This is a genomic window from Limnobacter alexandrii, from assembly GCF_005871185.1.
GTDB classification, from domain to species: Bacteria; Pseudomonadota; Gammaproteobacteria; order Burkholderiales; family Burkholderiaceae_B; genus Limnobacter; species Limnobacter alexandrii.
This window is the reverse complement of record NZ_SWKN01000006.1, coordinates 1,292,460-1,318,558: the sequence shown is the minus strand read 5'-3', so window position 1 is coordinate 1,318,558 and position 26,099 is coordinate 1,292,460. Positions and strand designations below refer to the sequence as shown.

At 50.9% G+C, this 26,099-nt stretch carries 20 protein-coding genes and 3 tRNA genes; 6 read left to right on the top strand and 17 right to left on the bottom strand.

What is annotated here, in order from left to right; all coding sequences use genetic code 11:
• The first annotated feature begins 82 nt into the window (after positions 1-82).
• Positions 83-1,747, top strand: a complete 1,665-nt coding sequence (locus FCS97_RS06520; RefSeq protein ID WP_138517589.1) for a sigma-54-dependent Fis family transcriptional regulator — start codon at positions 83-85, stop codon at positions 1,745-1,747.
• On the opposite strand, the gene FCS97_RS06515 is transcribed toward FCS97_RS06520, so the two are convergent.
• A complete protein-coding gene (locus FCS97_RS06515) occupies positions 1,692-4,481 on the bottom strand; it encodes a winged helix-turn-helix domain-containing protein (RefSeq protein WP_138517588.1) in 2,790 nt (929 codons plus the stop codon). The genes FCS97_RS06520 and FCS97_RS06515 overlap by 56 nt on opposite strands.
• A gap of 209 nt (positions 4,482-4,690) precedes the next feature.
• On the opposite strand from FCS97_RS06515, the gene FCS97_RS06510 reads away from it, so the two are divergent.
• From FCS97_RS06510 to FCS97_RS06500, 3 genes are read left to right on the top strand one after another with little or no spacing between them, the layout of a single operon-like run.
• Positions 4,691-6,298 carry a flavin-containing monooxygenase gene (locus FCS97_RS06510; protein WP_138517587.1) on the top strand — a complete coding sequence of 536 codons (1,608 nt, stop codon included), beginning with the start codon at positions 4,691-4,693 and terminating at the stop codon, positions 6,296-6,298.
• 28 nt (positions 6,299-6,326) lie between these two features.
• Positions 6,327-7,259: an alpha/beta hydrolase gene (locus FCS97_RS06505; RefSeq protein ID WP_171035192.1), complete on the top strand. Its 933-nt coding sequence runs from the start codon at positions 6,327-6,329 to the stop codon at positions 7,257-7,259.
• 26 nt (positions 7,260-7,285) lie between these two features.
• Positions 7,286-8,587, top strand: a complete 1,302-nt coding sequence (locus tag FCS97_RS06500; RefSeq protein ID WP_138517585.1) for a DUF1329 domain-containing protein — start codon at positions 7,286-7,288, stop codon at positions 8,585-8,587.
• Positions 8,588-8,793: 206 nt separating this feature from the next.
• On the opposite strand, the gene FCS97_RS06495 is transcribed toward FCS97_RS06500, so the two are convergent.
• From FCS97_RS06495 to FCS97_RS06445, 11 genes are all read right to left on the bottom strand, one after another.
• The gene (locus FCS97_RS06495; RefSeq protein WP_246065907.1) at positions 8,794-10,098 is read right to left on the bottom strand and encodes a DUF1329 domain-containing protein; all 1,305 of its coding nucleotides are present in this window, start codon (positions 10,096-10,098) and stop codon (positions 8,794-8,796) included.
• Positions 10,099-10,139: 41 nt separating this feature from the next.
• Positions 10,140-12,104 (bottom strand): DUF1302 family protein, encoded by a 1,965-nt coding sequence (locus FCS97_RS06490; RefSeq protein ID WP_138517584.1) that lies wholly within the window; start codon positions 12,102-12,104, stop codon positions 10,140-10,142.
• Positions 12,105-12,148: 44 nt separating this feature from the next.
• Entirely contained in the window at positions 12,149-14,557 is a 2,409-nt protein-coding gene (locus FCS97_RS06485; RefSeq protein WP_138517583.1) for an efflux RND transporter permease subunit, read from the bottom strand.
• Positions 14,554-15,558 carry a WD40/YVTN/BNR-like repeat-containing protein gene (locus tag FCS97_RS06480; protein WP_138517582.1) on the bottom strand — a complete coding sequence of 335 codons (1,005 nt, stop codon included), beginning with the start codon at positions 15,556-15,558 and terminating at the stop codon, positions 14,554-14,556. Before FCS97_RS06480 ends, FCS97_RS06485 begins: the two co-directional genes overlap by 4 nt.
• An 87-nt stretch (positions 15,559-15,645) precedes the next feature.
• Positions 15,646-15,837 (bottom strand): 2-hydroxymuconate tautomerase, encoded by a 192-nt coding sequence (locus tag FCS97_RS06475; protein ID WP_105029444.1) that lies wholly within the window; start codon positions 15,835-15,837, stop codon positions 15,646-15,648.
• 11 nt (positions 15,838-15,848) lie between these two features.
• Positions 15,849-16,637: a 2-oxo-3-hexenedioate decarboxylase gene (gene dmpH / locus FCS97_RS06470; RefSeq protein ID WP_138517581.1), complete on the bottom strand. Its 789-nt coding sequence runs from the start codon at positions 16,635-16,637 to the stop codon at positions 15,849-15,851.
• Entirely contained in the window at positions 16,634-17,662 is a 1,029-nt protein-coding gene (gene dmpG, locus FCS97_RS06465; protein ID WP_138517580.1) for a 4-hydroxy-2-oxovalerate aldolase, read from the bottom strand. Before dmpG ends, dmpH begins: the two co-directional genes overlap by 4 nt.
• A 10-nt stretch (positions 17,663-17,672) precedes the next feature.
• Entirely contained in the window at positions 17,673-18,590 is a 918-nt protein-coding gene (locus FCS97_RS06460) for an acetaldehyde dehydrogenase (acetylating) (protein ID WP_138517579.1), read from the bottom strand.
• Between the two features lie 29 nt (positions 18,591-18,619).
• Positions 18,620-19,402, bottom strand: coding sequence for a 2-oxopent-4-enoate hydratase (dmpE, locus tag FCS97_RS06455; RefSeq protein ID WP_138517578.1), 783 nt, complete (start codon positions 19,400-19,402; stop codon positions 18,620-18,622).
• Between the two features lie 5 nt (positions 19,403-19,407).
• Entirely contained in the window at positions 19,408-20,238 is an 831-nt protein-coding gene (locus FCS97_RS06450) for an alpha/beta fold hydrolase (RefSeq protein ID WP_105029447.1), read from the bottom strand.
• 10 nt (positions 20,239-20,248) lie between these two features.
• A complete protein-coding gene (locus FCS97_RS06445) occupies positions 20,249-21,703 on the bottom strand; it encodes a 2-hydroxymuconic semialdehyde dehydrogenase (RefSeq protein WP_138517577.1) in 1,455 nt (484 codons plus the stop codon).
• Positions 21,704-21,866: 163 nt separating this feature from the next.
• Here FCS97_RS06445 and FCS97_RS06440 point away from each other — a divergent pair, with 163 nt between their 5' ends.
• Entirely contained in the window at positions 21,867-22,577 is a 711-nt protein-coding gene (locus tag FCS97_RS06440; RefSeq protein WP_138517576.1) for a GntR family transcriptional regulator, read from the top strand.
• Here FCS97_RS06440 and FCS97_RS06435 read toward each other — a convergent pair whose 3' ends face one another.
• The 5 genes from FCS97_RS06435 to FCS97_RS06415 form a co-directional block, all read right to left on the bottom strand.
• Entirely contained in the window at positions 22,578-23,534 is a 957-nt protein-coding gene (locus tag FCS97_RS06435) for a ketopantoate reductase family protein (RefSeq protein WP_138517575.1), read from the bottom strand. It abuts the gene before it with no gap.
• 380 nt (positions 23,535-23,914) lie between these two features.
• A tRNA-His gene (locus FCS97_RS06430) sits at positions 23,915-23,990 on the bottom strand.
• Positions 23,991-24,014: 24 nt separating this feature from the next.
• Positions 24,015-24,091 (bottom strand) — tRNA-Arg (locus FCS97_RS06425).
• Positions 24,092-24,121: 30 nt separating this feature from the next.
• Positions 24,122-24,198 (bottom strand) — tRNA-Pro (locus FCS97_RS06420).
• Between the two features lie 27 nt (positions 24,199-24,225).
• Positions 24,226-25,188: a hypothetical protein gene (locus FCS97_RS06415; protein ID WP_138517574.1), complete on the bottom strand. Its 963-nt coding sequence runs from the start codon at positions 25,186-25,188 to the stop codon at positions 24,226-24,228.
• Between the two features lie 33 nt (positions 25,189-25,221).
• Here FCS97_RS06415 and FCS97_RS06410 point away from each other — a divergent pair, with 33 nt between their 5' ends.
• Entirely contained in the window at positions 25,222-26,094 is an 873-nt protein-coding gene (locus FCS97_RS06410; RefSeq protein ID WP_138517573.1) for an FkbM family methyltransferase, read from the top strand.
• The last annotated feature ends 5 nt before the right edge of the window (positions 26,095-26,099 follow it).

Sequence of the window (26,099 nt, the reverse complement as noted above, 5' to 3'; positions counted from 1 at the left end):
CAACCCGCTTGGGCTTTTTTACATTGTTTGGCTGAAAAACAAGGCATAATCAAAAGAAAAAAGCCAAAGGCACATTGGAGACATGAATACTGTGACCGACCTGCAATCCCTGTTGAAATTCAATCTGCCCTCCGGCCACATCTGGCTGGACGAGCAACGCATGCTATTGATGCATGCCCGCGCACTAGGCGCGCTCCGCAAAGAATTGTTTGAAACCCTGGGCCTAAAACGCGCGCGCGGCCTGCTGATCCGCCTGGGTTTCGCCTCGGGCATTCGGGATGGACAAGTGGCCTTGAAGCACAAACGCCCTGGCGGTTCAGTTGAAGAAGCTTTCATGCTAGGCCCTCAACTGCACACACTGGAAGGCATGGTGCAGGTTGAAAAGCTCAGCATGGAAATTAATTTGCCAACCAAACACTTTTACGGTGAATTTGTCTGGAAGAACTCGTGGGAAGACGAGGCTCACGTGGCCGACTATGGCCAAGGCGATGAGCCAGCCTGTTGGACCATGATTGGCTATGCCTCCGGCTACACCAGTGCCTTCATGGGCAGACTGGTGCTGTTTCGCGAGATGGAATGCATGAGCCAGGGCGATTCACAGTGCCTGATCATCGGCCAAAGTGCAGAAGCCTGGAACGACCCCGAGTACGAGGAATATTTCAAAGCCCAAGCGTTTGCCGAAGAATTGATTGAATACCACATGGGCGCAGAGAAGCTGGACACAGCCCTGGTTCGCCGACGCAGCAATGACGATTTGGTGGGCGTATCTCCTGCCTTTATGAATGCATTCGAATTGCTGCAGCGTGCAGCACAGGGCAGTATTACCGTATTGCTGCTGGGCGAAACCGGCGTTGGCAAGGAAATGTTTGCCCGCTGGTTACACGACAACAGCCCGCGCGCTAAAGGTCCGTTTCTGGCCGTAAACTGCGCGGCCATTCCCCATGAATTGATTGAAGCTGAGTTGTTCGGTGTGGAAAAAGGCGCTTACACGGGTGCACACACCCCGCGCGCAGGCCGCTTCGAACGTGCCGACCACGGCACCCTGTTTCTTGATGAAGTAGGCGACCTGCCCTTGTCAACCCAGGTGAAATTACTGCGCGTGCTACAAACTGGTGAATTCGAAAGGTTGGGCTCTGAACGGGTACAAAAGGTAAATGTACGAATTGTCGCTGCCACCAATGTGGAGCTGCAACAAGCCATACGCGAAAACAAATTCCGTATTGATTTGTACTACAGGCTGAACACCTTCCCCATCAAAATTCCGCCGCTGCGCGAACGCCAAGCCGATATTTCGCCACTGATCAACCGCTTCATGACCAAGTACTGCGCAAGCTATAACAAGAAGTTGCAAGGGCTGACCGACAAAGCCATGCAAGAGATGATGAGCTATGAATGGCCCGGCAATATTCGCGAACTGGAAAACCTGATTGAACGCGCCGTGGTGCTGGCACCCGACGGGGGGTATGTGGAGGCCTGCCACTTGTTTGATGACCGCATCGAGCCCTGCAAAGAAAAATCGCAGCTTAATGCGCAAGGCGAATTGGCACCAGTTGAAACGCGCCCAATTGATGACTTGTGCAACGAAATTTTGACTAAGAATGTGGGACTAGACACCTTGGAACGCCGGCTGATGCAAACCGCATTGAAACAGGCCAAAGGCAACCTGTCTCAAGCTGCACGGGTGTTGGGCATTACCCGTCCTCAACTGGCTTACCGTCTGAAGAAAGAAGGTATTCCGCTGGAATGAGTTGACCAAGGCGAATTGCTTCAAGACGAGATTTCACACCCATTTTCGAAAAAATATTTCGCAAGTGGTATTTCACCGTTGCTCTGCTTACGTAGAGATCTTGCGCAATTTGATCGTTGGTTTTGTACATCAGCAATAACCTCAATACCTCCTGTTCGCGACTCGTCAGCGCATCCAGTATCTCGAAGCCTGACTGATTTGCTACCTTGCCATCCATCAATCTCTTGTCGGTGGTCAAAACCTGACTCAAGGAAGAAGGCAGCTTCGAGATTAATCGACTCAGGTAATTCAAGAAATGGTGATGATTAACTGACTGAGGCTTTGACTGAATCCACTGTAAATGGCGACAGATCAGCGAATCCAACGCCTCCCCCTCGTCGAGGAAAACACCCAGGAATTGCCCAGGGGCAGCAAGAGTAAGAGCATTGTGCAAGCTTATATGCGCATGCTCCAAATGTCCCAAGCTTGCTTGACACAAGGAAACCAATGCGTGAAGCTTAATCTGACGTAGCACACGAGACTCCTGTCCGGCCTGCAACAAAGCCTGCTCCGCCAAACCCATTGCCTCTTCCAGCTTTCCTTCATGATAAAGCAAGCGAATCTGACTGATTCTGGCACCATCAATTTCTTCCGAAAAACGTACCCACCCAGCCTTGTCACTCACCTTGGAGTGATTTAGGCGAGCAAAGATAAGTTGCGCATTGGTCAAACTACCATGCAGCAATTCAAACCTTACCCGTTCATGTCCCATCATCACAGCAGCTCTTGGCCAACGCCCCGACAGTGCTAGACGTTCTCCATCGGTCAATATTTTTAGGGCCTTTTCATACTGCCCAATGCGCTGATAGATTCTTGACACAGCCCGGTAACAGATAATCAAGTAATCATGAATGGCGGCATTTTCAATAATTTCCTCAAACTGTTCAAACTGCGCCAACGCTTCATCCAGCGCGTCGCATTCGTAAAGTACCGCGATGTAACTACAAGCCAGGCAAGCTTTGGACACTGATTCTTCCAGGTGTAGCACTGGTTCACGCATCGATGACTCAAGATGTACCAAGGCATCCTGCAGGTGTCCTTGGAACATCAGGCTTAACCCGGATTTGGCCAGCGAATATGCCAGAGTAAAGGTTGCATCAGCTTGCTCGCTTAGCGTTCGGCTGTAGGCAAAACAGGCCAGTGCAGTGTCGAACTGACCTTTTGCCATGGAGATATAACCACGTATGTTGTAAACCGCGCTTAACTCGAAAATCCTGAAACGATGATTCGACGGCTCGTGTAAATCAACCGACATTAAATAATCCATCGCGTTCTCTGGTTCGTCCTGCAATATCGAAATCAAAGCAAGCGCTACCGCCGGATCACCAACCCTCAGATCCTGAAACAGGTTCACCCGCAGGCTGGGTAGCGTTTTCGCCAACTTCTCGTGACGACTCAAAAACATAAATACCCAGGAAAGCTTCACCACCACACCAGGCCTTTTCAACATCTCATCGAGTGGCAAGCGATCAAACCAGTTGTCAACTGTAATCAAATGCCCATCGGGCACCAGGGTTTCCGTCCACTGGTCGAATACATCGACAGCATCCTCAAAAGATCGGGCCGCCACATAATGATGAAGAGCCTCCTCAAGGTGATTATTGTCGCGATACCAATTAGCAGCTCGCAAATGAATCCGGGAGGTTTCTTCTTGCGGGAACCGATAAAACTGCCCCCTCAGGAATCCTGAGAATAATGCGTGGTAGCTAAACCAATCCTCTGCTGACTCCAGTCTTCTAACGAAAAATCCTTCGCGCTCCAACTTGGCCAGCACATCACAGGAATCATTGCGCTCAAGAACAGCATCACACAAATGAGAACTCATAGTGGAAAGAATGGAAGTTCTCAGCAGGAAACTGCGCAAGATCTCATCTTGCTGAGATAACACATGCTCTGCCAGGTAGTCTGTTACGCCCCGAGGATAAAATCTGTTTTGCCGACTAAAAGAACTTCTGAATGCTTCAGACTGAAGCGCAAGCCGATAAAACTGAACCACTGCGGGCCAACCTTCTGTGTCCTTATAAATTGCCTCCACGTCTTGCTGCGACATATCAAGGTCGTTTTCCACCTCAAATACCTTGCGGGTCTCCTCTTTTGAGAACCTCAATTCATCCGCATTGATGATCAGAATATGCTCACCCAACAATAACTTGGATAAATTCAAATCTGGTAAAACGCGGCTTGAAACGAACCACCGAATGCGGTCCGGGGAACTGCGAATCAAATCCTTGATGAACCGAAGTGTAGCCGGGTTGTTGATGGTGTGCAGGTCATCAATAAAAACACCCACAGGCTTGCCCACCGCCAGAAATTGCTCAATCACCCAATCCGTGCTGTTTTCAGCCTCGTGTAAAAACTCCGCCTCGCCTGAATCTGGTGAATTTCTGGACAGTGATTGAAAATATGAATTTAAACGCGACTGAAAGTAACTCATCAGGCGTCGAACTTCATTGTCACTTTCGTCCAGCGAAATCCAGCAAGTAAAGAAATCTTGTTCTCGGCATAGTTGCTCGACTTGAAGCATCAAGCTTGTTTTCCCGTGTCCAGCGGGTGCCTGAAAAATGACTACAGATGCCGGGTCATTGTCACGGAAAATTCGCTGCAACAATGCGCTGCGCTCAATCGCCAGGCGATTGGGCTTGGGCGTGACAATTTTTAGCTCAAATAACCTGCTACGCGGACTTGAATCCACCACACCTGTCTCCTCAATTTTAGATCTTTTGGTTGATTCTAGCCCCTGGGCGGGGAAATAACACCTAGCCACTGTCACTTCCAGACCTAGCCTTGAGGATAAAAAACCATCCTTTTGAACGGGGACAAACCACTTCGCAAACCTTTAATTTGATGAAAACACCAAGAGCCTGGAGAGGGCTCAAAAAATTCAAGCTGATTGGAGGAGATCAAATGAACGCAAGTTCTAAAAGCAAAGTAGATGTAGTGGTGGTAGGTGCCGGTTTCGCAGGCTTGTATGCCTTACACACCTTGCGCAACAAGGGCTATTCCGTGCAGGTATACGAGGCAGGTGCGGGTATTGGCGGTACCTGGTACTGGAACAGGTACCCTGGGGCGCGTTGTGACATTGAAAGCATTGAGTACTCCTACTCTTTTTCAGAGGAGCTTCAACAGGATTGGAACTGGTCGGCGCGCTACGCCACGCAACCCGAAATTCTTGCTTATATGAATCATGTGGCCGACAGATTCGATCTGAGAAAAAACATCCAGTTGGAAACCCGTGTTGTCAGCGCTAAATTCGACGACTCCACTTCCCGCTGGGACATCACAACCAATACTGGCGACAAAGTGAACTGTCAGTTCGTCATCATGGCAACAGGGTCACTGTCCACACCCAAGAAGCTTGATATCGAGGGCATTGACAACTTCAAAGGTGATCAACTCCACACCGCCTACTGGCCAGAAAAAGGCTACGACTTCGCAGGCAAACGCGTGGGTATTATCGGCACTGGCTCTTCGGCAATTCAAGCCATTCCCATCATCGCAAAACAAGCGAAACACCTGACGGTATTCCAACGTACTCCCAACTTCAGTATTCCAGCCTGGAATTACGAACTGAGTGACGAAGAACGTCAGCAATTAAAAGAGAACTATAAGCAGTTGCGCCAGAATGAATGGAAATCTCAAATTGGCATTGTGCGCTTAACCCCCCGAACAGAGAGCGCACTAGAGGTTAGCGAAGAAGAACGCTTGAAAGAATTTGAAGCACGCTGGAATTTTGGTGGCATCAGCTTTTATTCGTCATTTCCTGACCTGCTGATAAACGAAGAGTCCAACAAGCTGGTTGCAGACTTTGTTCGCAATAAAATTCGCCAGAAAATCAACGATCCCAAAGTGGCTGAAATGCTGATACCCAAGGGTTATCCGTTTGGTGCCAAGCGCCTTTGCGCAGACACCAATTATTACGAAACCTACAACCTTCCACATGTGAAGCTGGTGGATGTTAAAGCAACACCGTTTGTGAAATTCACACCGCTGGGTCTACAAACCACCGACGATTTTCACGAACTGGATGTACTGATTACTGCGACTGGATTCGACGCTCTGACTGGCACCCTGAACAATATTGAGATCACCGGCCGCTACGGCGAAGTGTTGAAAGACAAATGGAAAGATGGCCCGAGAACCTACCTGGGCATCATGATTGCGGGTTTCCCCAACATGTTCATGACCACAGGGCCAGGAAGCCCCTCGGTGCTTTTCAACATGGTTCTCGGTAACGAATACCACGTGAACTGGATATCACGCGCAATCGACGATGTGCGTTCGAAAGGTGCTCAAACCATTGAAGCCAAAATCGAGTCTGAAGACGAGTGGAGCACACATGTGACCGAGGTCGGTAACCAGACTTTGTTCCCCAAGGCGAACTCCTGGTATGTCGGCGCTAATGTACCAGGCAAACCTCGCGTCATTCTGCTTTATCTGGGCGGATTCCAAGGTTATTCCCAGCGCTGTGAACAAGAAGTTAAAAACGGCTACACAGGCTGCGTTATTGCCTAAAGGCCACCTACAACAAGAGGAGATATCAATGCCAGTCGATCCACAGGTCGAGCAACTGCTCGCGAACATGGTTGCTCAAGGCTTTAAAAGCTTTGAACAAATGAGCGTCGAAGAATGCCGTGCTATTGCGCCCGCATTCATCGAAATGGAAGGTCCAGTAGAGGACGTACACCGGGTCAAGGATTATTCAGTTCTCGTCAAGGATGGCGAGATTCCAGTACGTATCTATCACCCCACTGCGGCTACCAACCCTCCAGTCGTGATGTATTACCACGGCGGCGGCTTTGTCTTTGGTGATCTCGATGTGGTCGACAAGGTGGCACGCTGCATTGCCAAAGGCACAGGTGCAGCAGTGGTATCGGTAGGTTACAGGAAAGCACCTGAATACAAGTTTCCAACTGCACATCAGGATGCCTACGCTGCACTGCTTTGGGTATTCAACAACGCCAGGGATTTGAATGTAGACCAATCTCGAATTGCAGTGATGGGCGACAGCGCAGGCGGCAACATCGCCACTGTAGTTGCCCATATCGCCCGTGACGAGAATGGCCCTGCACTGAAGCATCAAGCTTTGGTGTATCCACTGGTTAATCCAGCAGGTGATTACCCTTCAAAAACCAAATTCAAGGAAGGATACCTGCTGACCAGCGCAGCCTTGGGCTGGTTTGCCGGGCACTACCTGAACAATCCAGGCGAGGAAGTTGAACATCCCTACATGACTCCCCTGAAGGCCAACTTGAATGGCCTCCCCCCGACTACCATCATCACCGCCGAATACGACCCACTTACTGATGAAGGAGAAGACTATGCCTCAGCACTTCGCAAGGCTGGTGTCTGTGTTGACTATTACATGTTTCCCGGCATGGTCCATGGTTTTTTCTGGATGAAGGGAGTGATCAACAAGAGCGGATCAGCTTTCAAACTGGTCAATGAAAAACTAACGGCAGCACTGAACATCTAGACCGATATAACCAAGGAGGAGATAACATGAAGCGAAGAAAAATTGCGATTACCATCGCGTTAATGGGAACAACTTTTGTAAGTTATGCAGCAACCGAAGCCGATGTAGATCAAGCATTCAACCCCTACAAGAATGGTGCTCCCAACATACAAGGACTGACACCCGGTACAGTCATCAACAAAACCAATCTGGCACAGTTTGAAAAGTATATCGACAAGGGCAATGCATTTGCCATCAAAAATGGCTGGTACGAAATCAAAGTTGGAAAACACAGCAACTTCGCACCACATGCCAGCTATATTGCAGAAACCAAGAAGAATCTAAACAAAACAAAGCTGGGGCCGAAACTGGGCGACATTGAAGGCTATGCAGGTGGTTTGCCTTTTCCCGAAGAACCCAAGACGAACGACCCGCGTGCTGGCGAAAAACTGGCCTGGAACTTCAAATACAACTTTGGCGCGGGTGACGGCAGCAAATACGATCCGTTCTTCTACCAGTTCCGCAACATGAACGATGGAAAACTGGAACGCGTAATTAAGTTCAGCTATAACGTTCAGAAACACAAGTTCCGTGTTCGCCAGGAGCCCATTGGCGAGATGCTTCCCAACCCGTCAGAACTCTTCCGAAGCTTCTATATTAAGGTATCTGAGCCTCAAGACGTCAAGGACACACAGCTGTTGATCCAGCGTTACCTTGATGACAACAAACTGGATGACGCTTACCTATACTTGGGTTTTCAGCGTAGAGTTCGTCGACTGGCCACGGGTCAAACAACCGATCCGTTCCTGGGTACCGACCTGATGATCGAGGATTTTGAGGGCTACAACGCTCGGGTTTCAGACACCAACTGGAAGTACAAGGAGACGACCACAGTCCTTCTGCCCATGTACAACCACAATGAGTTGCCTCTGGCCGAAGAAGGCAAGGAATCAGACGGTTACAAATACGTTGCCTCCACGGGACAGGGCAACTGTTTTGTTGATATCACATGGCAACCCCGCAAGGTTTATGTAGTTGAGGGTTCACCAGTGAAGGACAATCACCCGGTTAGCAAGCGAGTGTTCTACATCGATGCACAAACATTCACAATTCCACAAATTAATATTTATGATCGCAAGGGCGAGTTGTGGAAAATCTGGACTATTGGCTTGAGTCACCCAGATCAACACCTGCCCGTCAACAAGGGTACTGGCGTTCCCCTGTTTGATTCATTCAGCATGGTCGACGTACAGAGCAAGCACTGCACAGTGGGCTTGATCCGGGGTGAAGTAAAACAACCTGATCCAAGGCTGTTTACAGTACAGCAAATGCGAGGAGGTACAAACTAAGGTTAATATGTAACACCAAAGTCTGTATCTGCTTTTGCCCTGACCTTTCAAATAGGCCAGGGTTTTTTTATGCCCTGCTACTTATCAAACACTCCTCAACCAACTTGGGTTATAAAAAAAACCCCTACCAAGGCAGGGGCTGTAAGCCTCCGGGTGGAGGTGTCTATCCGGGAGACGTTACCGGAATCTGGATAGCACTGGGGTGATCAATTGCCGCCACGCATGTACTGAACACGCATCATTTCGGGAGGAGTCAGTTTGGGATCCACCAAGCCTTTGAACTGACCAGTCGTACAATGCTTGCTTTGCACATCCACCATGCTAAAGCTGTCGTCAATGGCGATACCTGTACCCTTGTTAATTGGATGATGATGATCAGGATGGCTCTTGCCAATTGTCCAACTTTTCCACAACTCATTCTTACGGTCGTACACCAGTGTTCTCGACACGGCAAAGGTTTGAGCATCCACATGCATCACACGTTTGCCGATTGGGTGAGACGAGCTTACAGGCTTTGCTTCGAGGACATGTACCTTACGCAACTGCCAAGTGATATCAGGGAAACACTGGCCCTGACCGCCAAAATTAATGAATTTGAATCCATCAGATTCCTTGAACTCATCGGTGAGTTTCATTTCATTGTGATTATAGAAAGGCATCAAGATATTCTTGGTGCCCTTGAAGGTCCAAGTCATGTCTGAAACCCGACCGTTGTATCCCTCGAAGTCCTCGATCATCAGGTCGGAGCCCAAGAAAGAATCCGTAGTTTGCCCTGTGGCCAGTCGACGCACACGACGCTGAAAACCCAGGTACAAGTTGGCTTCGTCCAGCTTCTGATCGTCGTCATAACGTTGAATCAGCAACTGCGTATCTTTCAAGTCCTGCGGTTCTAGCACTTTCACATAAATGGCTCGGAACAAATTGGAAGGGTTGGGAGAAATTTCAGGTGTCGGTGCATGCTGTACACGATGCTTCAAATTTAAAAAATGGAAGTTGTACTTGATCGTACGCTCCATCTGACCTGTTTCCAGATTTCTGAATTTCCAGTAGAAGGGATAAATAGCCGCGCCATCACCCCAGTTGATACCATACTTGTAGTTCCACGCCAGTTTTTCGCCTGCACGTGGATCTTTCAAGTCAGGCTCCTCCAAAAAAGGCCGACCGCCAGCAAACCCGATCAGGTCACCATTGTTGGCGCCCAACTTGGTTTTACCCAAGTTCTTGCGGCTCGCCTCGACATAATACTTATCCACATCAAAGCTGGTGGTTGAACCAACCTTGATGTCATGCCAACCATTCTTGACCACCATGTACATACCGGGATCAAGCACATCTTTAAACTGTTCGACATTCGCCTTGGAGACCACGCTCCCAGGATTAAGCCCATTGAATTTCGGAACACCGTCTTTGTACGGAAAAAACGAACGTTGCAAATCGGCTTCAGTTGCAGCATATGCTGCACCAGTCATTCCGAAAATCGAGAGTGCCAATGCGAGGTAGCGTGGTTTCACTTTCTTCTCCTTTGAAGGTTGTGTCTTATAGTTTTATTTGATTAAAAGTTGTAACGCATCTGAACAAACAGATCGTCTTCTTTAAATGCCGCACCAATCGGACCAGCGCGGAATCGACCCAAGGGCTCGAATCCACCCAAACCAAATGAACCTGGTGCCGCACCTTGGCCATCTCCTGCATACTGGGTAAATGGCGCATACGGGTTACAAGAACGACAGTCGTCAAATTGGTACTTGGAGTTGTCTGCCACCTTGAAATTGGCGCCAAACACCAGCTTCAAGTTGTCAGTCACCAACCATTCCACTGAAGGTGCGATTGCGGTGGCTTTGGCACGCACGTCGTGCGCCATAATCAGCGTAGGGCTGATCCGATCATTGGCTAGGAAAGCTTTGATCAAAAGCGTTCCGATTGCGTTGGTTTCCCAATCAGGCATACCGGCAAGACCAAGTGGCTTTTGCTCTACTTCATGGTCAAGAATGTGCTGCAAGAACAACTGACCAGAAATCAAGGTAGTACGACGTGGGTTGATCCAGTCGATGAAGGTTGGACGATCCACACCAACCACAGCCCGGAACACGTTGTTCTCCGAATACAGCTGGGGACGAAGCGTGTTGGCAAACTCTTCGCCTTCAGTCATTGCGGCTTCAACGCGAACTGCAGCGCCTGCGGATTCCAGCTGGAAGTCAAGTGAGCCACCGATCAAGTTAACTCGGGGGTAGACGAAGTCAAACGCTATCAGATGCGTATTGGCAGTGGTTTGAGGTGTACCTGTGAAGGGGTTCACAGCGCCAGTTTGAATACCCCGAAGCGACGGTAATTGAGAACGGTAGGTTAATGCATTCACCGAGAAACTCAGGCCTTCTTGGGTAATTCCTTCGTATTTCAAACCGAGCTGTGTATTGTCCAGCTTCCAGTCCGGCAATTCCACATTTCGAATACCAATCTGATTAGGACCAAAGTTAGTTGCGAAGTGTTGGCCCATACCATTTGATGCAAAGTTAGCAACCGTGCCGCCGTTGTCCCACAGGTTTTTCAAACCGCGGAACAAACAACCTGCATCCAGAATTACGTTAGGTTGACCGCACTGACCAAGGTTGTTAGGGCGGAACTGATCGAAATTCCACACCACTTGCAGATTGCGATCCTGCATCGTTTCTGACGGACCAAGGCGCCACTCAGCCTGAGCAATCCACATCGGAATGCGAATGTCCTCTAACTCGTCGTAAATATTGTTGCGTGAAAAATCAACTGGGTTGATTACATCCAGTACGCGGAACAAATCTGTACGACCCCACACTACCTGCTGCTTCCCTACTTTAACAAACAGGTCAGTGCCATCTTTCAATGCAAAAGTATTGGTGGCATACGCCTCTCGAATAAAGTCAAGGCGGCTGTTGAATTCAGGTGCCGCCAGTTCGTTAAATGTCAAATCACCGTAACCGCCAAAGTCGACGCAACCACGGGGATCCACATCACAAGGACGAACAGGCACTCCAAATGCTGCACCGCCATTGGTACCATGCCAGCGGTCTCCACTGACACGTAAACCCTCGTTCGGATTGTTGGGGTAATTATCAACAAACTGGTTATTTGGCAAACCAAACGCGCCGTTCACCGCAGTGAAACCCAGGCCTCCTCCTTGCGGAACTGATCCTCCAATCGCAGTGCTCTCCAGCATGATTGGACCACCCGCAGTTTTGCCAAACTGGTCAGGATTCAGGTGGTAAACACCGTCGTAAGTGCCGCGAAAAATACCGTTAAAACGCCAGCCGTTCTTTCCCGTGCGTTCACCCTCAGCGATCAGTGTGTTGCGAAATTTCGCAATACCAACAGTTTGATCGGTGTTGTCCTTTCCTCGAAATGCGGTGTGGTTCTCATAGAACAAGTCCACCTCGTAATCCTCGCCTTCAAACGTTGCTGCTTTTGCAATGCCTGGTAGTGCACCAAGCAAGGCAGCTGCCAACACCGCTGAACGCAGAGCAGGTTTATGTCTCATCTTTTTCATGTTGTCCCTTCTCCTTTTTTGCTGTTTTACTGCTTGATAATTTTTCAGGCGGCTTTCGCCGGTTTCAAATCAGCGGCTTGTGCCTTTTCTATGTGCACTTCACCCATTACAAACTTCGGTTTGAACACCACACACCACGCCGGCACAATCAACATGGCGGCGATGGCATTTACAATCAGCATGAAACTCAGCAGCACGGCTGCATCAGACTGGAATCGGAGATCGGACATGAAAATCCACAACACCACACCCGCGATCAGCGTGGCGGCGGTGAAGCTGACGGCATAACCTGTGGAGGCCACGGCGTTGATCACGGCCTGCTTGATATTTTTTACAATGTGCATTTCTTCACGAATACGGTCCATGAAGTACACGGCGTAGTCGATACCGACACCCACACCCACTGCAATGACAGGCACTGTATTCACGCTAATACCGATCCCGAATGCACCCATGTAGGCATAAGTCATCAGCGTGGCGAACAACATGGGTAGCACCATCAGCCAACCCGCATGGACGGAGCGGTAGTACACCATCACCAAGGTGAACGCCATGATCATCACAGCGGGAATAATGATCATGTGGTCGGTGTGCAAAGCCTGGTTGGCTGCGGCTGTCACGCCAATAATGCCGCCACCCAGTTCAATCGTCAGTCCAGGTACCTCGGCTTCAGCAATGCGCTTGCCTTCTTCAGCCAAAGCCACAATGCGGTTGATGGTGCTGGCCTTGTGGTCTTTGTAGTAAAAAACCATATTGGCTTCGTTTTCGTCGGGCGTAACAAACTCTTTCAGCGCACCGGGAATCGGGCTTGACACCTGGTAGGCGAACATCAATCCGCCCACCTCAGCTTCGTTGTCGGGCAACTGCGCCCAACGGGGATCATCGTTGTGCAACAATCGGTTCACCACTCGAACCACGCCGGGGATGGCTTTGGTGCCACCAAGCTCAGGGTCGCTTAGCATGTGTGCCTGAAACTTTTCAATCGCTGCCATCACTTCAGGGCGCTTGATACCACCCTTCTCTGCCGTGCGTGCCAACACATGCAATTCTTCGGAACCTGGGAATAGGTCGTTGATGGCCTTGGTGCCCAGGTTGTAGTCGTGATCACGATTCAGAATTGGGGAGCCTGGCTCGGATTCACCCATCTGTACGTCTTTGACGTAATAGAGCCCAGCCGCTGAAAATGCCACGGTGGCGATCAACACAGTGAGTGCGCCATTGAACCGCGCCACGGTTTTGCTGGTGATACTACCCAACGCATCACGAATACCCTGGTTTTCGTTTTTGGTATTTTTGGGTTGGGGAAGAATGGTCAGCGCCAGTGGCACCATGAAGTGCACTGTAAAAATGACCGAGAAGCCCCAGAAGCCGGCTGCAATACCGAGCTTGTAGTTGAAAGGTGCAGCACCCAGCACCAGCACGGCAATACCCAAGGCATCCACAATAATCGCCAGTGAACCTGGGCGGAAAAGTGCTTCCAGCGCATTGCGTGCCGCCTTCTTTCCGTTCTTTACAATAGCCAGTTCTTCGTAATAACGCACCACCAACTGCACACCATGCGAAGTGGCCCGAGCGGCAATCAAAAATGGAATGGGCAGTGACAGCGGCTCAAGGTTAATACCTACCATGGCCATGAAACCCAAACCCCAAATCGATGACAAAGCGATTCCCAACAAAGGCAAGGCAATGCCGTAGAAACGTCGGAAATACACAATCAGCAATAGTGTGAGCAAAGCGAGTGTGTAGGCCATGATGGCCACCAATTGATCCAGATAGGTGTATACCCAACCGGTTAGCACAGGGTTACCCGTGGTGTACAAATTGTGTTTGTCGTCGGTCAACTCACTGCGCAGTTGCATCAGCGCACCGAATGTTTTTTCGTAATCAATGTCACCTTCGTTCAGCTGCGCTTTAATCAAGGCGGCCTTCATATCAGGCGACACCAGCAAACCGTAAATGGTGGGGTTCGCGGTCACGTCTTTCTGCAATTGTTTCAGTTGGGTATCACTTAACTCGCCGTTATTGCTGTCGTAAAACGTGTCGGAAAGAAAGGCACCGGTTTCATCCAGATAAATTTTTCGAGAAGAACGGTGAGTCAAGCTGCTGACCAGGTTGTGGTTCACACTCGGCAGGTTGTCCACACCTTGAGTCGCTTTTTCAATCAACTTCAAGGTATCGTTGTTGAAAATCGTGCCCTCTTTCACCTCCACCGCCATCACCACCATGTTGGCGCCACCGAAGTTTTCTTTCAGTTGGTTGTAGGTTTTGATATAGGGGTGGTTTTGCGGTAACAAGTCCGAGAAATCGGAATAAACCTTCAGCTGCGGAATGGCAGCCGCAAAACCCAAAGTCACCAGCATGATCATGCCCAACACAATTTTCGGGTTGGCAAACAACCACTCCTCGGCGCGAATAATTTGTGCGATCAAACGATCGGCGAATGACTTGATCATGATGGGTCCGCCTGACTGGAGTTGGAACTTTGAACAGTGCGAAGCAGACCGCCCGGGCCGCCCACAACAATAGATTGATTACCTGACACAGCAGCGCCAAGGAAAGACAACACTGGGCGGTCATAGGCCACGCTCACCCAGCGATCACCTTCTAGCTTCGCCAGCGTGCCATTGGCACCCACACCGTGCGGCACATCTGCATGCATAAACAGGCGATACAGCGGTGCATCGGTGGTGTTCACCACTCGCGCCCAAGTTTCCCCACCATCTGTAGTTTTCAAGACCTGACCAGCCAGGCCACTGGCATAACCAGTAGACGGGTCAGTGAACAAAGCGTCGTAAGTGTAGAAATCTCCGGCAATCGGTTCACCGCGCTTCCAGGTTTGGCCCCCGTCATCGGTAAACGCCAGCATGCCGAACTCACCAAAAGCAATTCCATGGGTATCACTGGTAAAAGCCAGTGCCGTGAACTGTGCATCTTCATCGAAGCTGACAACGCGCCAGCTCTTGCCCTGGTCAGTGGAGTTGATCAGGTTGGAACCAGAACCGACCACCCACAAACCACTGCTGTGGCACTCTATTGCCACCGGGCTAGAGGGCTTGTCGAATTTGGTAGGCAGCCAATCTTTAAAATCGCCTGATGAGATCCACACCGTGTTGTACACATCCAGCATGGCAGCGCTGCCATCGGGGCAAAATGTCGAATCAATGAACGATGCGGTGTCCGATACCTGCTTGCGGCTCCACGTATTACCAGCGTCGGTAGACACAGTCACAACACCGGTTTGCGTACCACCCAACACGGTCGTGCCGGAAGCGCTCAAGGTTTGAATAACCTCAAAACGTTCAACAGTTTTTGGGGGTTGCGCTGAATTGCTGCCAGATTGAACCGTGCTATCAGCACAAGCGTTCAACAACGCAGCACCGACCACTGCAAGCAGTGCCAAGCCAATTGTTGATTTTTTTAGGCGCAAAGGCGCCCCTGAATACTGAATATTCACAATGTCTCCTGCCTTCTCTGTTTGGCAAATGAAAAGCTGCTGTGGTTTTTATGTGCAGCTGGAATGCGAACGGTTTATCTCACTGGCTTATCGCCCCCGGTCTTTTGCAGACACGCCTGCAATGCCCCAATTGGTGCTGGGTACTTCAATAATCTGAACCCGCACCGCTTCAATCGGTGCACCCACAGCCTCAACCAAGGCCTGAGTCACCTTCTCAATCACCGCACGTTTTTGCTCTTCCGTGCGCCCTTCAATCAAATTGATTTGTGCAAATGGCATGCTGTTCGCCCTCACTCAAAACGCAGGCCGACCTGGCCCAAACCCTGCACATGCAAGGTGACGTTGTCGCCAGCTTCCACGGCCACGGCCTCGGTAATGCCACCCGATAAAATCAGCGACCCTGCCGGCACAAACTGATCGCGCTTGGCCAGTTCATTGGCCAGCATCGCAATGGCTGCTGCCGGGTGACCCACCACTGCGGCACCTGCACCAAAAGCCACGGGCACACCATTTTTTTCCAACACAATGCCAGTGGTTTTCAAGTCCATGCCGTCGACTGGTTTCATGGTGCCGCCCACCACAAAACGTGCAGCGGACGTGTTGTCTGCAATCACGCTTTTCAAATCAAATTTGAAATCGCGGTAACGTGAATCGATCACTTCAATGGCTGGCATCACAAAGTCAGTGGCCGCCAGCACAGTGGCAATGTTGCAACCTGGGCCACGCAAATCAGCTTTGGTAACAAAGGCAATTTCAGGCTCCACCTTTGGGTGAATCAACTCGCTCACCTTCACGGCCGAACCTTCCGGCACGCTGAAGTAATCAGCCAGAAACCCGAATACCGGTGTATCCACACCCATTTGCTTCATCTTCGAGTGCGAGGTCAAACCGGCTTTCAGACCCACAATGCGCACGCCACGGCGTTCTTTGCGGGCACGAATTTCATCCTGAATGGCATAGGCGTCGTCCCAATCCATGTCGGGGTGGTCATCGGTAATCTTCACCACATCGCGCGTATTCAGTTCTGCGCTTTCCAGGTGCTCCGCCAGTGCAGAGATGGTTTTCTTATCCAGTTTCATGCAACGCTCCTTGCACGGGCCATTGTCATGGCCGTGTCTTCAATCATGTCTTCCTGACCGCCCACCATGCCGCGTCGCCCAAGCTCAACCAAAATTTCACGGGCGCTGATGCCGTACTTTTTCTCGGCGCGTTTGGCGAACAACAGGAAGCTGGAATACACACCGGCATAACCCAGGGTCATGGAGTCACGATCAATTCGAATGGGGTGATCCATGATCGGTACCACCAGGTCCTCTGCCACATCGGAAATCTTGAATACATCCACACCCGTCTTGATGCCCATGCGTTCACACACCGCCACCAGCACTTCCATCGGTGTGTTACCTGCCCCCGCACCCAAACCGGCTGCGGCTGCATCAATACGGCGAGCGCCGCCACGAATGGCTTCGATGGAGTTTGAAACGCCCATCGACAGGTTGTGGTGACCATGAAAACCAATTTCGGTATCGGGCTTCAGTGCATCGCGCACTGCGCTGATTTTTTCGTACACCTCTTCGGGCAGCATGTAGCCAGCAGAGTCGGTGACATAAATGCAGTTGGCACCGTAGCCTTCCATCAATTTGGCTTGCTCAATCAGCTTCTCTGCACTGGCCATGTGGGCCATCATCAGGAAACCCACGGTGTCCATCTCCAGCTTGCGGGCATAAGTGATGTGCTGCTCACTCACATCGGCCTCGGTGCAGTGGGTGGCTACACGTATCGTGTGAACACCCAGTTCTTTGGCCATTTTCAAATGATCCACCGTACCAATACCAGGCAACAACAAGGCGGACACCTTGGCCTGCTTCATCGCAGGAATCACCGTGCTCAAATACTCTTCATCGCTGTGCGCCGGAAAACCATAGTTCACAGATGACCCACCCAAACCATCGCCATGGGTCACTTCAATCAGCGGAACACCTGCCTCGTCCAGCCCCTTTGAAATGCTCAGCATTTGTTCCAGGCTCATCAAGTGGCGCTTGGGGTGCATGCCATCGCGAAGCGTCATGTCATGCACTTTGATTTCAATTCCTTTCAAGCTCATGGGGTTCTCCTTAGGCGCTCACGGTGGGTTCAAGGGTCAGCTTGCCGCTGAGAATTTCTTCAGCAAACATTTCAGCAGTACGGGCCGCAGCAGCCGTCATAATGTCCAGGTTGCCGGCGTACTTGGGCAGGTAATCACCCAGGCCTTCCACTTGCATGAACACCGACACACGGTTGCCATCAAACACAGGGCCATTCACCAACGTGTAGCCAGGCACGTACTTCTGTACTTCCTTGATCATGTCGTGAACCGACCTGGTAATTGCTTCCTGATCAGGTGTGCCTTCCACCAAGCAATGCACGGTGTCACGCATGATCAGGGGCGGTTCAGCCGGGTTGATGATGATGATGGCTTTGCCTTTTTTGGCACCGCCCACCTTTTCAACAGCACCTGCCGTGGTGCGGGTAAATTCATCAATGTTTTTGCGGGTACCTGGGCCTACTGATTTCGAGGACACCGTGGCCACAATTTCGCCGTAGCTGACCGGTTGAACACGCGACACGGCGTACACCATGGGAATGGTCGCCTGACCACCGCAAGTCACCATGTTCACATTCATCTCACGCTTGCCCACATGCTCCTTCAAATTCACCGGGGGCACACAGAAAGGCCCAACTGCTGCGGGTGTCAGGTCAATCATTAGCACACCCAGTTCATTCAGCTTGCGACTGTTCTCTGCGTGCACATAAGCACTGGTGGCATCGAATGCGATTTGCACACCATCTGCTTCCACATGGGGCAACAAACCATCCACACCCTCAGCGGTTGTTTTAATACCCATCTCGCGCGCACGCTTCAGGCCATCTGATTCGGGATCGATACCGACCATCCACACAGGCTCGAGCACCGCACTGCGTTTCAGTTTCATCAAGAGATCGGTGCCAATATTGCCGGGACCAATCAGTGCGCATTTGATCTTTTTCATCATCGAATTCCTTTTGCCTTTTGCGTTGTAACTTACGCGAAGCGAACAGAGCAGTTGCCAATGCCGCCAATCGACATGTGCAGCGAATCGCCTGCCTTCACGGGAATAAGTGCTGCCAGAGAACCTGACAAAATAATTTCACCTGCCTTCAGACCAATGCCCAAACGGCCCAGCGTATTGGTCAGCCAAACAATCGCGTTCACTGGGTGCCCAAGTGCAGCAGCGCCCGCACCGGTACCCACAATGTCGCCATTCTTTTGCAGCACCATGCCGCAGGTGAACAGGTCTACTTTGCGCGGGTCGACCACACGGTCACCCAACACAATTGCACCGCAAGAGGCGTTGTCGGCCACGGTGTCTTGAATCTTGATTTTCCAATCGGCGATGCGTGAGTCCACAATTTCGAAACAGGCCATCACGCCTTCTGTGGCAGCCAGCACATCGGCGGCGGTTACACCAGGGCCCATCAAATCGCGTTTCATCAAAAATGCAATTTCACCTTCTGCACGCGGTTGAATCAGGCTGGCCGCTTCAATGGCTTCGCCCTCGTTGTACACCATGCCATTGAGCAGGTAGCCAAAGTCGGGTTGGTGCACATTCAGCATGTTCATCACGGCGGCGCTGGTCACGCCAATTTTCTTGCCGATAACGTGCTCGCCGTTGTCCAAGCGTCGCGCAATCATCCTCTGTTGAATGTGATAGGCGTCTTCAATCGTGATATCGAAATCACGGCTGGTCAGCGGTGCAATCGTGTGCCGTTGGGTCAATGCGTTGTAAAGTTCATCGCCCAAGTCGCGAATTTGAGTAGCGTCCATTTGCTTTAAGCCTCTTGCAGGAAGTCAGTCACCAAGCGCTCAAAGCGCGCAGCGTGTTCAATCTGGGTCCAGTGACCGCACTTGCCGTAAACATGCAGTTGCGAATCCACAATCATTTCGTGCAAACACAGCGAAGTGCTCAAGGGAATGACCTGATCATCCCGGCCATGCACAATCAATGTGCTTTTATTCAGCGCTCGAATATCGCTTTCATGGCTGGCCATGGCATCTACCCAGCGCTGTCGTGGCGCGGGGAACATGGCTGAAAAACTTTCCTGAAAACCGGGGCGAATGCTGGCCTGAAAACGCAACTGAGCCAGCTCATCGTTCACCAGGCCACGGTCGTATGCGAAGTAGTCCATGATGCGACGCATGTTCTCGAATGACGGCTGGTAACCCCACACTGCATCCAGTCCCTCAGTAATCGGGAATGGCACACCCACACTGCCCATCAACACCAGCTTGCGAACACGACTGGGGTGGCGAATCGCCAGCGCCAGCGCTACAGCGCCACCAAACGAGTTACCAATCAAATCGGTTTGTTCCATGTTCAGTGCGTCCATCACACCAATGGCGTGGGCCACCCAGTTGTCCAGGTTGTATTGGTAACCTTGGCGGCGCTCAGTGAAACCGAAGCCCACCATGTCTGGGGCAACAACGCGGAATTGTTTTGCAAAACCGGGTATCACCAAGCGCCAGTTCGCCCAAGCCGAAACACCGGGGCCGGAACCATGAATCAGCATCAGGTTCGTGCCCTGGCCTTGATCGTGATAATTTGTTTGAAGGCCGTTGGCCTGAATGCTCAATCCAATTTCGGGTGAAGCGGGTGCGTTCATCGTGGGCTCCTTACAGCTTCACGCAAATGTTTTTAAGTTCGGTGTAAAACTCCAGCGAGTGCACACCCCCTTCTCGGCCAATACCCGATTGCTTGGCACCACCAAACGGTGTGCGCAAATCGCGCAAGAACCAGCTGTTCACCCAAGCCAAACCCACTTCAATCGAGGCAGCCACACGGTGCGCTTTGGCCAGGTTCTGAGTCCACACCGCAGTAGAAAGGCCGTACACATTGTTGTTGGCACGCGCCACCACTTCGTCTTCAGAATCAAAGGGGGCAATGTGGCAGCAGGGTCCAAAGATTTCCTCGACACACACCGCCGCATCGTCATCTAAGCCAGTCCAAATGGTGGGCTGCACCCAAGCGCCCTGGTTCAGTTCGCCAGGCATCTCAAATGCACCACCACCAGTCACCACGGTTGCGCCCTGCTCCACCGCCTTTCGGTAATAGCCCAATACTTTGTCGCGGTGTTCCTGTGAAATCACCGGGCCAATGCCAGTGTCTTTATCGTCTGGCAATCCGGGCTTCAAACCCTCCGCGCCCTTCTTCATGGCAGCCACAAATTTGTCGAAAATCGGACGTTCCACATACACACGTTCAGTGCCCAAACACACTTGCCCGCTGTTGGCAAACACCGAGCGCATGGTGCCTTCAATGGCGGCATCAAAATCACAATCTGCAAACACGACTGCGGCATTCTTGCCACCCATTTCAAGGCTCACGGGGCGTGCACCTTGCGCAGCCGCTTTCATGATTGCGGCACCGGTGCGTGTTTCGCCGGTGAAGGTAATTGCATTCACATCGGGGTGGGTAGTCACGAATTCACCCGCGGAATCTGGACCAAAGCCGTGCACCACGTTGTATACGCCAGGAGGGACGCCCACTTTATTCATCACCTCACCCAACAGCGCAGCAGTCTGTGGGGTCTCTTCCGAAGGTTTTACAACCACCGTGTTGCCGCAAGCCAGCGCAGGGCCAACTTTCCAGGTCATCAGCAGCAAAGGGAGATTCCAGGGGCAAATCACGCCCACTACACCCACAGGGCGACGAATGGAATAGTTCAGCGCGCCGCGTCCATCCGGAGTGGCCATTTCAAAGCATTCTGTGGGCACATTCTTGATGGTGTCGGCGAACACCTTGAAATTGGCCGCCCCGCGGGGAATATCAATGTGACTGGCCAGGCTCACCGGCTTACCGGTGTCGGCCACCTCAGCCTGCAAAAAGTCATCAAATCGACGATTGATTTCATCGGCCACGGCGTACAGCATTTGCACCCGGTCTGCCACCGTCATCTTGCCCCATGGGCCCTTCAAAGCAGCTTTGGCAGCGGCCACTGCATCGTTGACCTGTGCACGGCTGGCCTCGTGGACCTGCGCAATCACCGCATTGTTCAAAGGCGAGTGCTTGGGGAATGTTTTTCCCGTTGCGACGAATTCCCCGTTGATGAAGTTCAAGACTTCTTTCATTGCATTCTTCCTTGCCAATCGATTAAACCATGAACAAACGATAAAACTTATTTTTCTCGACGTCAATATATTTTCTCGAGAATTTTATTTTTAATCGAAAATGTTGATTAGCACCGCAACTCGACTACAATGGCGACACAGAGAGAATTTTTTTGGAGTGTGTATGAATGAAGTGGTCTCATTGCCGGGCAGCGTCACCAGTGGGGAAAGCCTGACCCTGGCCGAAACCGCCTACCGCAAACTGCGCAATGACATCATTGAAGGCGTGCACAAGCCGGGTACGAAACTGCGTGTAGAACATCTGAAAGACGATTACGACGTGGGTGCAGGCACCTTGCGGGAAGCCCTGCAACTACTACTGAATGACGGATTGGTGGTTGCGCAGGGGCACCGAGGCTTTACCGTGGCCCCCATGTCTGCGGAAGATTTTCAAGACATTACCCGCACCCGCGTCATGATTGAAACTGAAGCACTGCGGCAAGCCATCGCACTGGGCGATGACCAGTGGGAAGCCGAGGTAATGGGTGCGTTCCATATGCTAAGCCGGGCAGAATCACGCCTTGACGAGGAAACCGTTGAAACCCGCAGCGAATGGGAACGCAAAAACCGCCTGTTTCACGACACGCTGATCTCAGCCTGTCCATCGCGCTGGCTAAAACAGTTTCAACATTTGCTGTACATGCAATCCGAGCGTTATCGCAGGCTGATTCTTTCTGAAAAACCCATTCCCCGCGATGTGCACTCCGAACATGAAGAAATTTTGACGGCCACACTGAATCGAAACAGCGAGCTGGCCACGCAAATTTTGGGTGAGCACATCAATCGATCCTTGATCGCAGTGCAAAAGCTACCCAAAGAAAGATTTGGGAAGTAATCAGCTGCTGAGCATTGATTGAATTAATGCTGTTACGGGTGTATCGATCCCCAAGCGTTCAGCTCGCCTAAGCACACTGCCACTGATCGCATCTAGCTCTAAAGGACGGCCCTTTTCAAGGTCTACCAACATCGAAGTTTTGATCGGATCAAACTCACAGATCAACTTGAACATTTCATCCACATCAGACTGGCTCAACACCACATCGTCTGCCCCTGAAACCGCAGCGACCTCTCGCATTGCCGCATAAACCACTTGCCTGTAATGCGGGTGTTTTGTTAGAAAACCTGTGTCCTTTCGAGTAAGAGCAGACAAGGGATTCACACCATTGTTAACCATCAGTTTTTTCCACAATTCATGGCGAATGTCGGCGGCCGTGCGCGTAGGAATCCCTGAAGCATTGAATACACCCGTCAGCCTTTCAACCTCAGTTTTCAAACCTCGATTCGCAACCGTATTGGGCCAAGGTCCCAACACAATTTGCCCTAGTCCTTGAGCCCTGATACATCCTGGCGAAACAATGTGAGCGCCAATTCTTACAGCCAATCCACCAATGATTCGGCTAATGCCCAATACCTTGCTTAGTTCCGCTTCATTCTCGACGCCATTTTGCAAGGACAAAACCGGTGTGGCGCCTTCAGCCATCCAAACTGACTTGGAATCCAGCCAACCCGCTGTGTCCTGCGATTTCATACAAAGTACTAGTACATCGAAATCACTGCATCGGTACTGAGTTTGCATTGTGGAGTCATCGACCGCACGCACTGGCTGCTTGAATGAAAACTGATCATGCTCAACCTGCAACCCATGGTTTTGCAATGCTTCAAGGTGATGTCCACGTGCCACCAACACCACGAAATTTCCACTGCTAATCAAGCGGGCTGCATAGTAGGCACCAACACCCCCAGCACCAACAAACAGCAAGCGCAGTGGTTTAATCTCACCTAGCTTTTCCATACACTTCCTTTTGGATTAACAAGTCGACCTGCGCCTGAAATTGAGATGTTTGACCTGCTACTACAAATGTCAGAAAAAATGGATTAGTGAAAGCTTTGTTACAGAGGTCATTTCTCACTAAAGACTGCCAGCAAGTGAAGTACATGTTTATGTAACAAATGAAAATGTGTCAAACATCGATCGATACTCACAAATTGTCTGTGAAAAAAAATTTGTCACAGATTTTGTCACAGGCTTGTCACAGCCACTTGATCGAAGGTAAGGACTCAAGAGTAATTTGCTTTAGCTACGACAAGTGAAATTACGTCTAAATCGACAATGAAGTCGCCAAAAACAAAAAGGACCTAGCGGATCACTCACGCTAAGTCCTTGATTTTATTTGGGGCGATGTATGGGGCTCGAACCCACGACCCATGGAATCACAATCCATTGCTCTACCAACTGAGCTAACACCGCCACCGTAAACCGGTACTAAATTCTTGGCCTGCCCGGAGGGGTTCGAACCCCCGACCCTCGGCTTAGAAGGCCGATGCTCTATCCAACTGAGCTACGGGCAGAATTAATGGATAGAACATCCTAACATGTGGTGGTCGGGGCAGAAGGATTCGAACCCTCGACCCTCTGGTCCCAAACCAGATGCGCTACCAGACTGCGCTATGCCCCGACAAAGAAGCGGAATTCTATGTCGATTTCAAGGTTTCGTCAAGGCCTCACACAGCGTTAAGTCGAATTGGGCACTGCGTTGAAGGGACTCTGGCCACTTGCCTTCAACCAGGCCAAGCCTTTGCGATTCCCTGGCTCCCAATTCAGCCGCGCGTTCCAGCCATGTTTTAACTGGGCGAAACTTGAAAACCGATCGGTTTCTGATCACCGGGCTACCATCTGAGTACACAAATTGGCGATATCCATTTGAAATGGCAGCCTGATCAACGCCCAGCATTTGTCGCTCTGCAAGTTTGGCAAAAAAGCCATTCGCGTTGTAGGCCATGCCCGTCAGCTCACGGCAGGAGGACGGTGAAGGAGGCACTGCAAAACCAGTTTGGCGGGAAAACGGCTCCTCTAGCCACCTGGCCATGCCTTCGGTAAACCACTTGGTTTTGAAGGGAGAATACGCGTATTGATACACATGAAAAAGTTCATGTGCCGGCGTGGTGCTGACACGGGGGTCCACCTGTGCACCAATCTTGATTTTCAAGGTAAGGGCGGAAGACGATTGTCCTTCATACCAGTTGGGTTTGGTGGGTTCATCAAAGGCAAGGCCTGTGCCCTGGTCAAAGTGCTGAATGTGCACTTCGATTCCATCGCTTTGGGCGTACCTTGAATGCATCAATGGCGGAGTCAATTTCAGTTGGGTTTGGTAAAACCAGTCTGCTGCCTTCAGCTGCACAAGAATATCGTCTATCCGGTCAGGAACATGGTTACCGTCTTTGTCATCTGCCGGAACCGCATGCTTGCCTTCAGTGGTGTAAAACACCCTGAACACCCCGGCCGCGGCACTGTGCGTGTAAAGTGCTTTGGGATTAGGCTTGGTCCATGCGCTTTTTGCAGGGATTAAAAACACACACAATGCGAGCAGCAGATACACAAGCTGTACCTGCTTGACTACACTGAAACGCTGGCTCGTCAAATATTGACCAACACCATTTATTTGCATGATTTGTTTACCAAAACCTGGCTGAAAAACACTATGTTCCTGGACTTCATTGAAATTGGCACCTCCGACTTCAACACCCTTATTCAGGCAGCCGGGCCTGACTCGCGTGGCCTGTCAATTGACCCCATATCACTTTACATTGATCGCCTGCCGAACCGCCCGGGTTGTAAAAAAATCAACGCCGCCATCTCCAATGTGGAAGGCACAGTGAATGTCTATTTCATTCCACCTCAAATTCTGGCGAAACACAAACTACCCAACTGGCTTCGTGGCTGCAATTCGATTGGCGCACCTCACCCAACAGTTGAAAAACACCTTGCGAAGACTGGTTTGGCGCAACAAGATGTTCTGGTGACTCAAGCTGTGCCCTGCCTTCGGCTACAAACAATTTTTCAGCAGCACGAAGTTCACGGCGTGTTCATGCTCAAGGTCGACACTGAAGGACATGATTCAGTGATACTGAACGACTTTTTCAGCGATGCAAAGCCCGAGCAATGGCCCCATCAAATCCTTTTTGAATCGAATAAATTGTCCGACAGTGAAACGATTCACCGGCTAATCGCAAAGGTAATTTTGATGGGCTACGACATCGTGTCCTGTCAAACAGGCGGCGGCGCCAGCGACACGCATCTTCGCCTGAACCTGAACCGGCTAAAAGGTGAACGCAGCAACATTCAAACAGCGAAGGGGTATTACCTTGAGGGATATCCTAGGGGCTACCAGCCAGACACACCACCACACGACAACTCACTAGAGGCTGCGCTGTCACATGCCGGGCAAATCGGCGCGGCAGGCGTCACATTGCAGTATGGGCGTTATGAAGTGAGACAAGGGCGCTATTTGCAGCACTCGGTAAAAGACCTGAAAGTGCAAAGCTGGATTCGTCTACCCAACAACCAAGCTTAAGTGCA

Excerpts from the sequence above, each read along its gene's own strand:
- FCS97_RS06440 (WP_138517576.1), top strand. The coding sequence starts at position 21,867 with ATGAATGAAGTGGTCTCATTGCCGGGCAGCGTCACCAGTGGGGAAAGC.
- FCS97_RS06435 (WP_138517575.1), bottom strand. The coding sequence starts at position 23,534 with ATGGAAAAGCTAGGTGAGATTAAACCACTGCGCTTGCTGTTTGTTGGT.
- FCS97_RS06410 (WP_138517573.1), top strand. The coding sequence starts at position 25,222 with ATGTTCCTGGACTTCATTGAAATTGGCACCTCCGACTTCAACACCCTT.
- FCS97_RS06490 (WP_138517584.1), bottom strand. The coding sequence starts at position 12,104 with ATGAAAAAGATGAGACATAAACCTGCTCTGCGTTCAGCGGTGTTGGCA.
- FCS97_RS06485 (WP_138517583.1), bottom strand. The coding sequence starts at position 14,557 with ATGATCAAGTCATTCGCCGATCGTTTGATCGCACAAATTATTCGCGCC.
- FCS97_RS06450 (WP_105029447.1), bottom strand. The coding sequence starts at position 20,238 with ATGAACGCACCCGCTTCACCCGAAATTGGATTGAGCATTCAGGCCAAC.
- dmpG (WP_138517580.1), bottom strand. The coding sequence starts at position 17,662 with ATGAGCTTGAAAGGAATTGAAATCAAAGTGCATGACATGACGCTTCGC.
- dmpH (WP_138517581.1), bottom strand. The coding sequence starts at position 16,637 with ATGAAACTGGATAAGAAAACCATCTCTGCACTGGCGGAGCACCTGGAA.
- FCS97_RS06510 (WP_138517587.1), top strand. The coding sequence starts at position 4,691 with ATGAACGCAAGTTCTAAAAGCAAAGTAGATGTAGTGGTGGTAGGTGCC.
- FCS97_RS06460 (WP_138517579.1), bottom strand. The coding sequence starts at position 18,590 with ATGATGAAAAAGATCAAATGCGCACTGATTGGTCCCGGCAATATTGGC.
- FCS97_RS06415 (WP_138517574.1), bottom strand. The coding sequence starts at position 25,188 with ATGCAAATAAATGGTGTTGGTCAATATTTGACGAGCCAGCGTTTCAGT.
- FCS97_RS06520 (WP_138517589.1), top strand. The coding sequence starts at position 83 with ATGAATACTGTGACCGACCTGCAATCCCTGTTGAAATTCAATCTGCCC.
- dmpE (WP_138517578.1), bottom strand. The coding sequence starts at position 19,402 with ATGGACGCTACTCAAATTCGCGACTTGGGCGATGAACTTTACAACGCA.
- FCS97_RS06445 (WP_138517577.1), bottom strand. The coding sequence starts at position 21,703 with ATGAAAGAAGTCTTGAACTTCATCAACGGGGAATTCGTCGCAACGGGA.
- FCS97_RS06505 (WP_171035192.1), top strand. The coding sequence starts at position 6,327 with ATGCCAGTCGATCCACAGGTCGAGCAACTGCTCGCGAACATGGTTGCT.
- FCS97_RS06475 (WP_105029444.1), bottom strand. The coding sequence starts at position 15,837 with ATGCCATTTGCACAAATCAATTTGATTGAAGGGCGCACGGAAGAGCAA.
- FCS97_RS06500 (WP_138517585.1), top strand. The coding sequence starts at position 7,286 with ATGAAGCGAAGAAAAATTGCGATTACCATCGCGTTAATGGGAACAACT.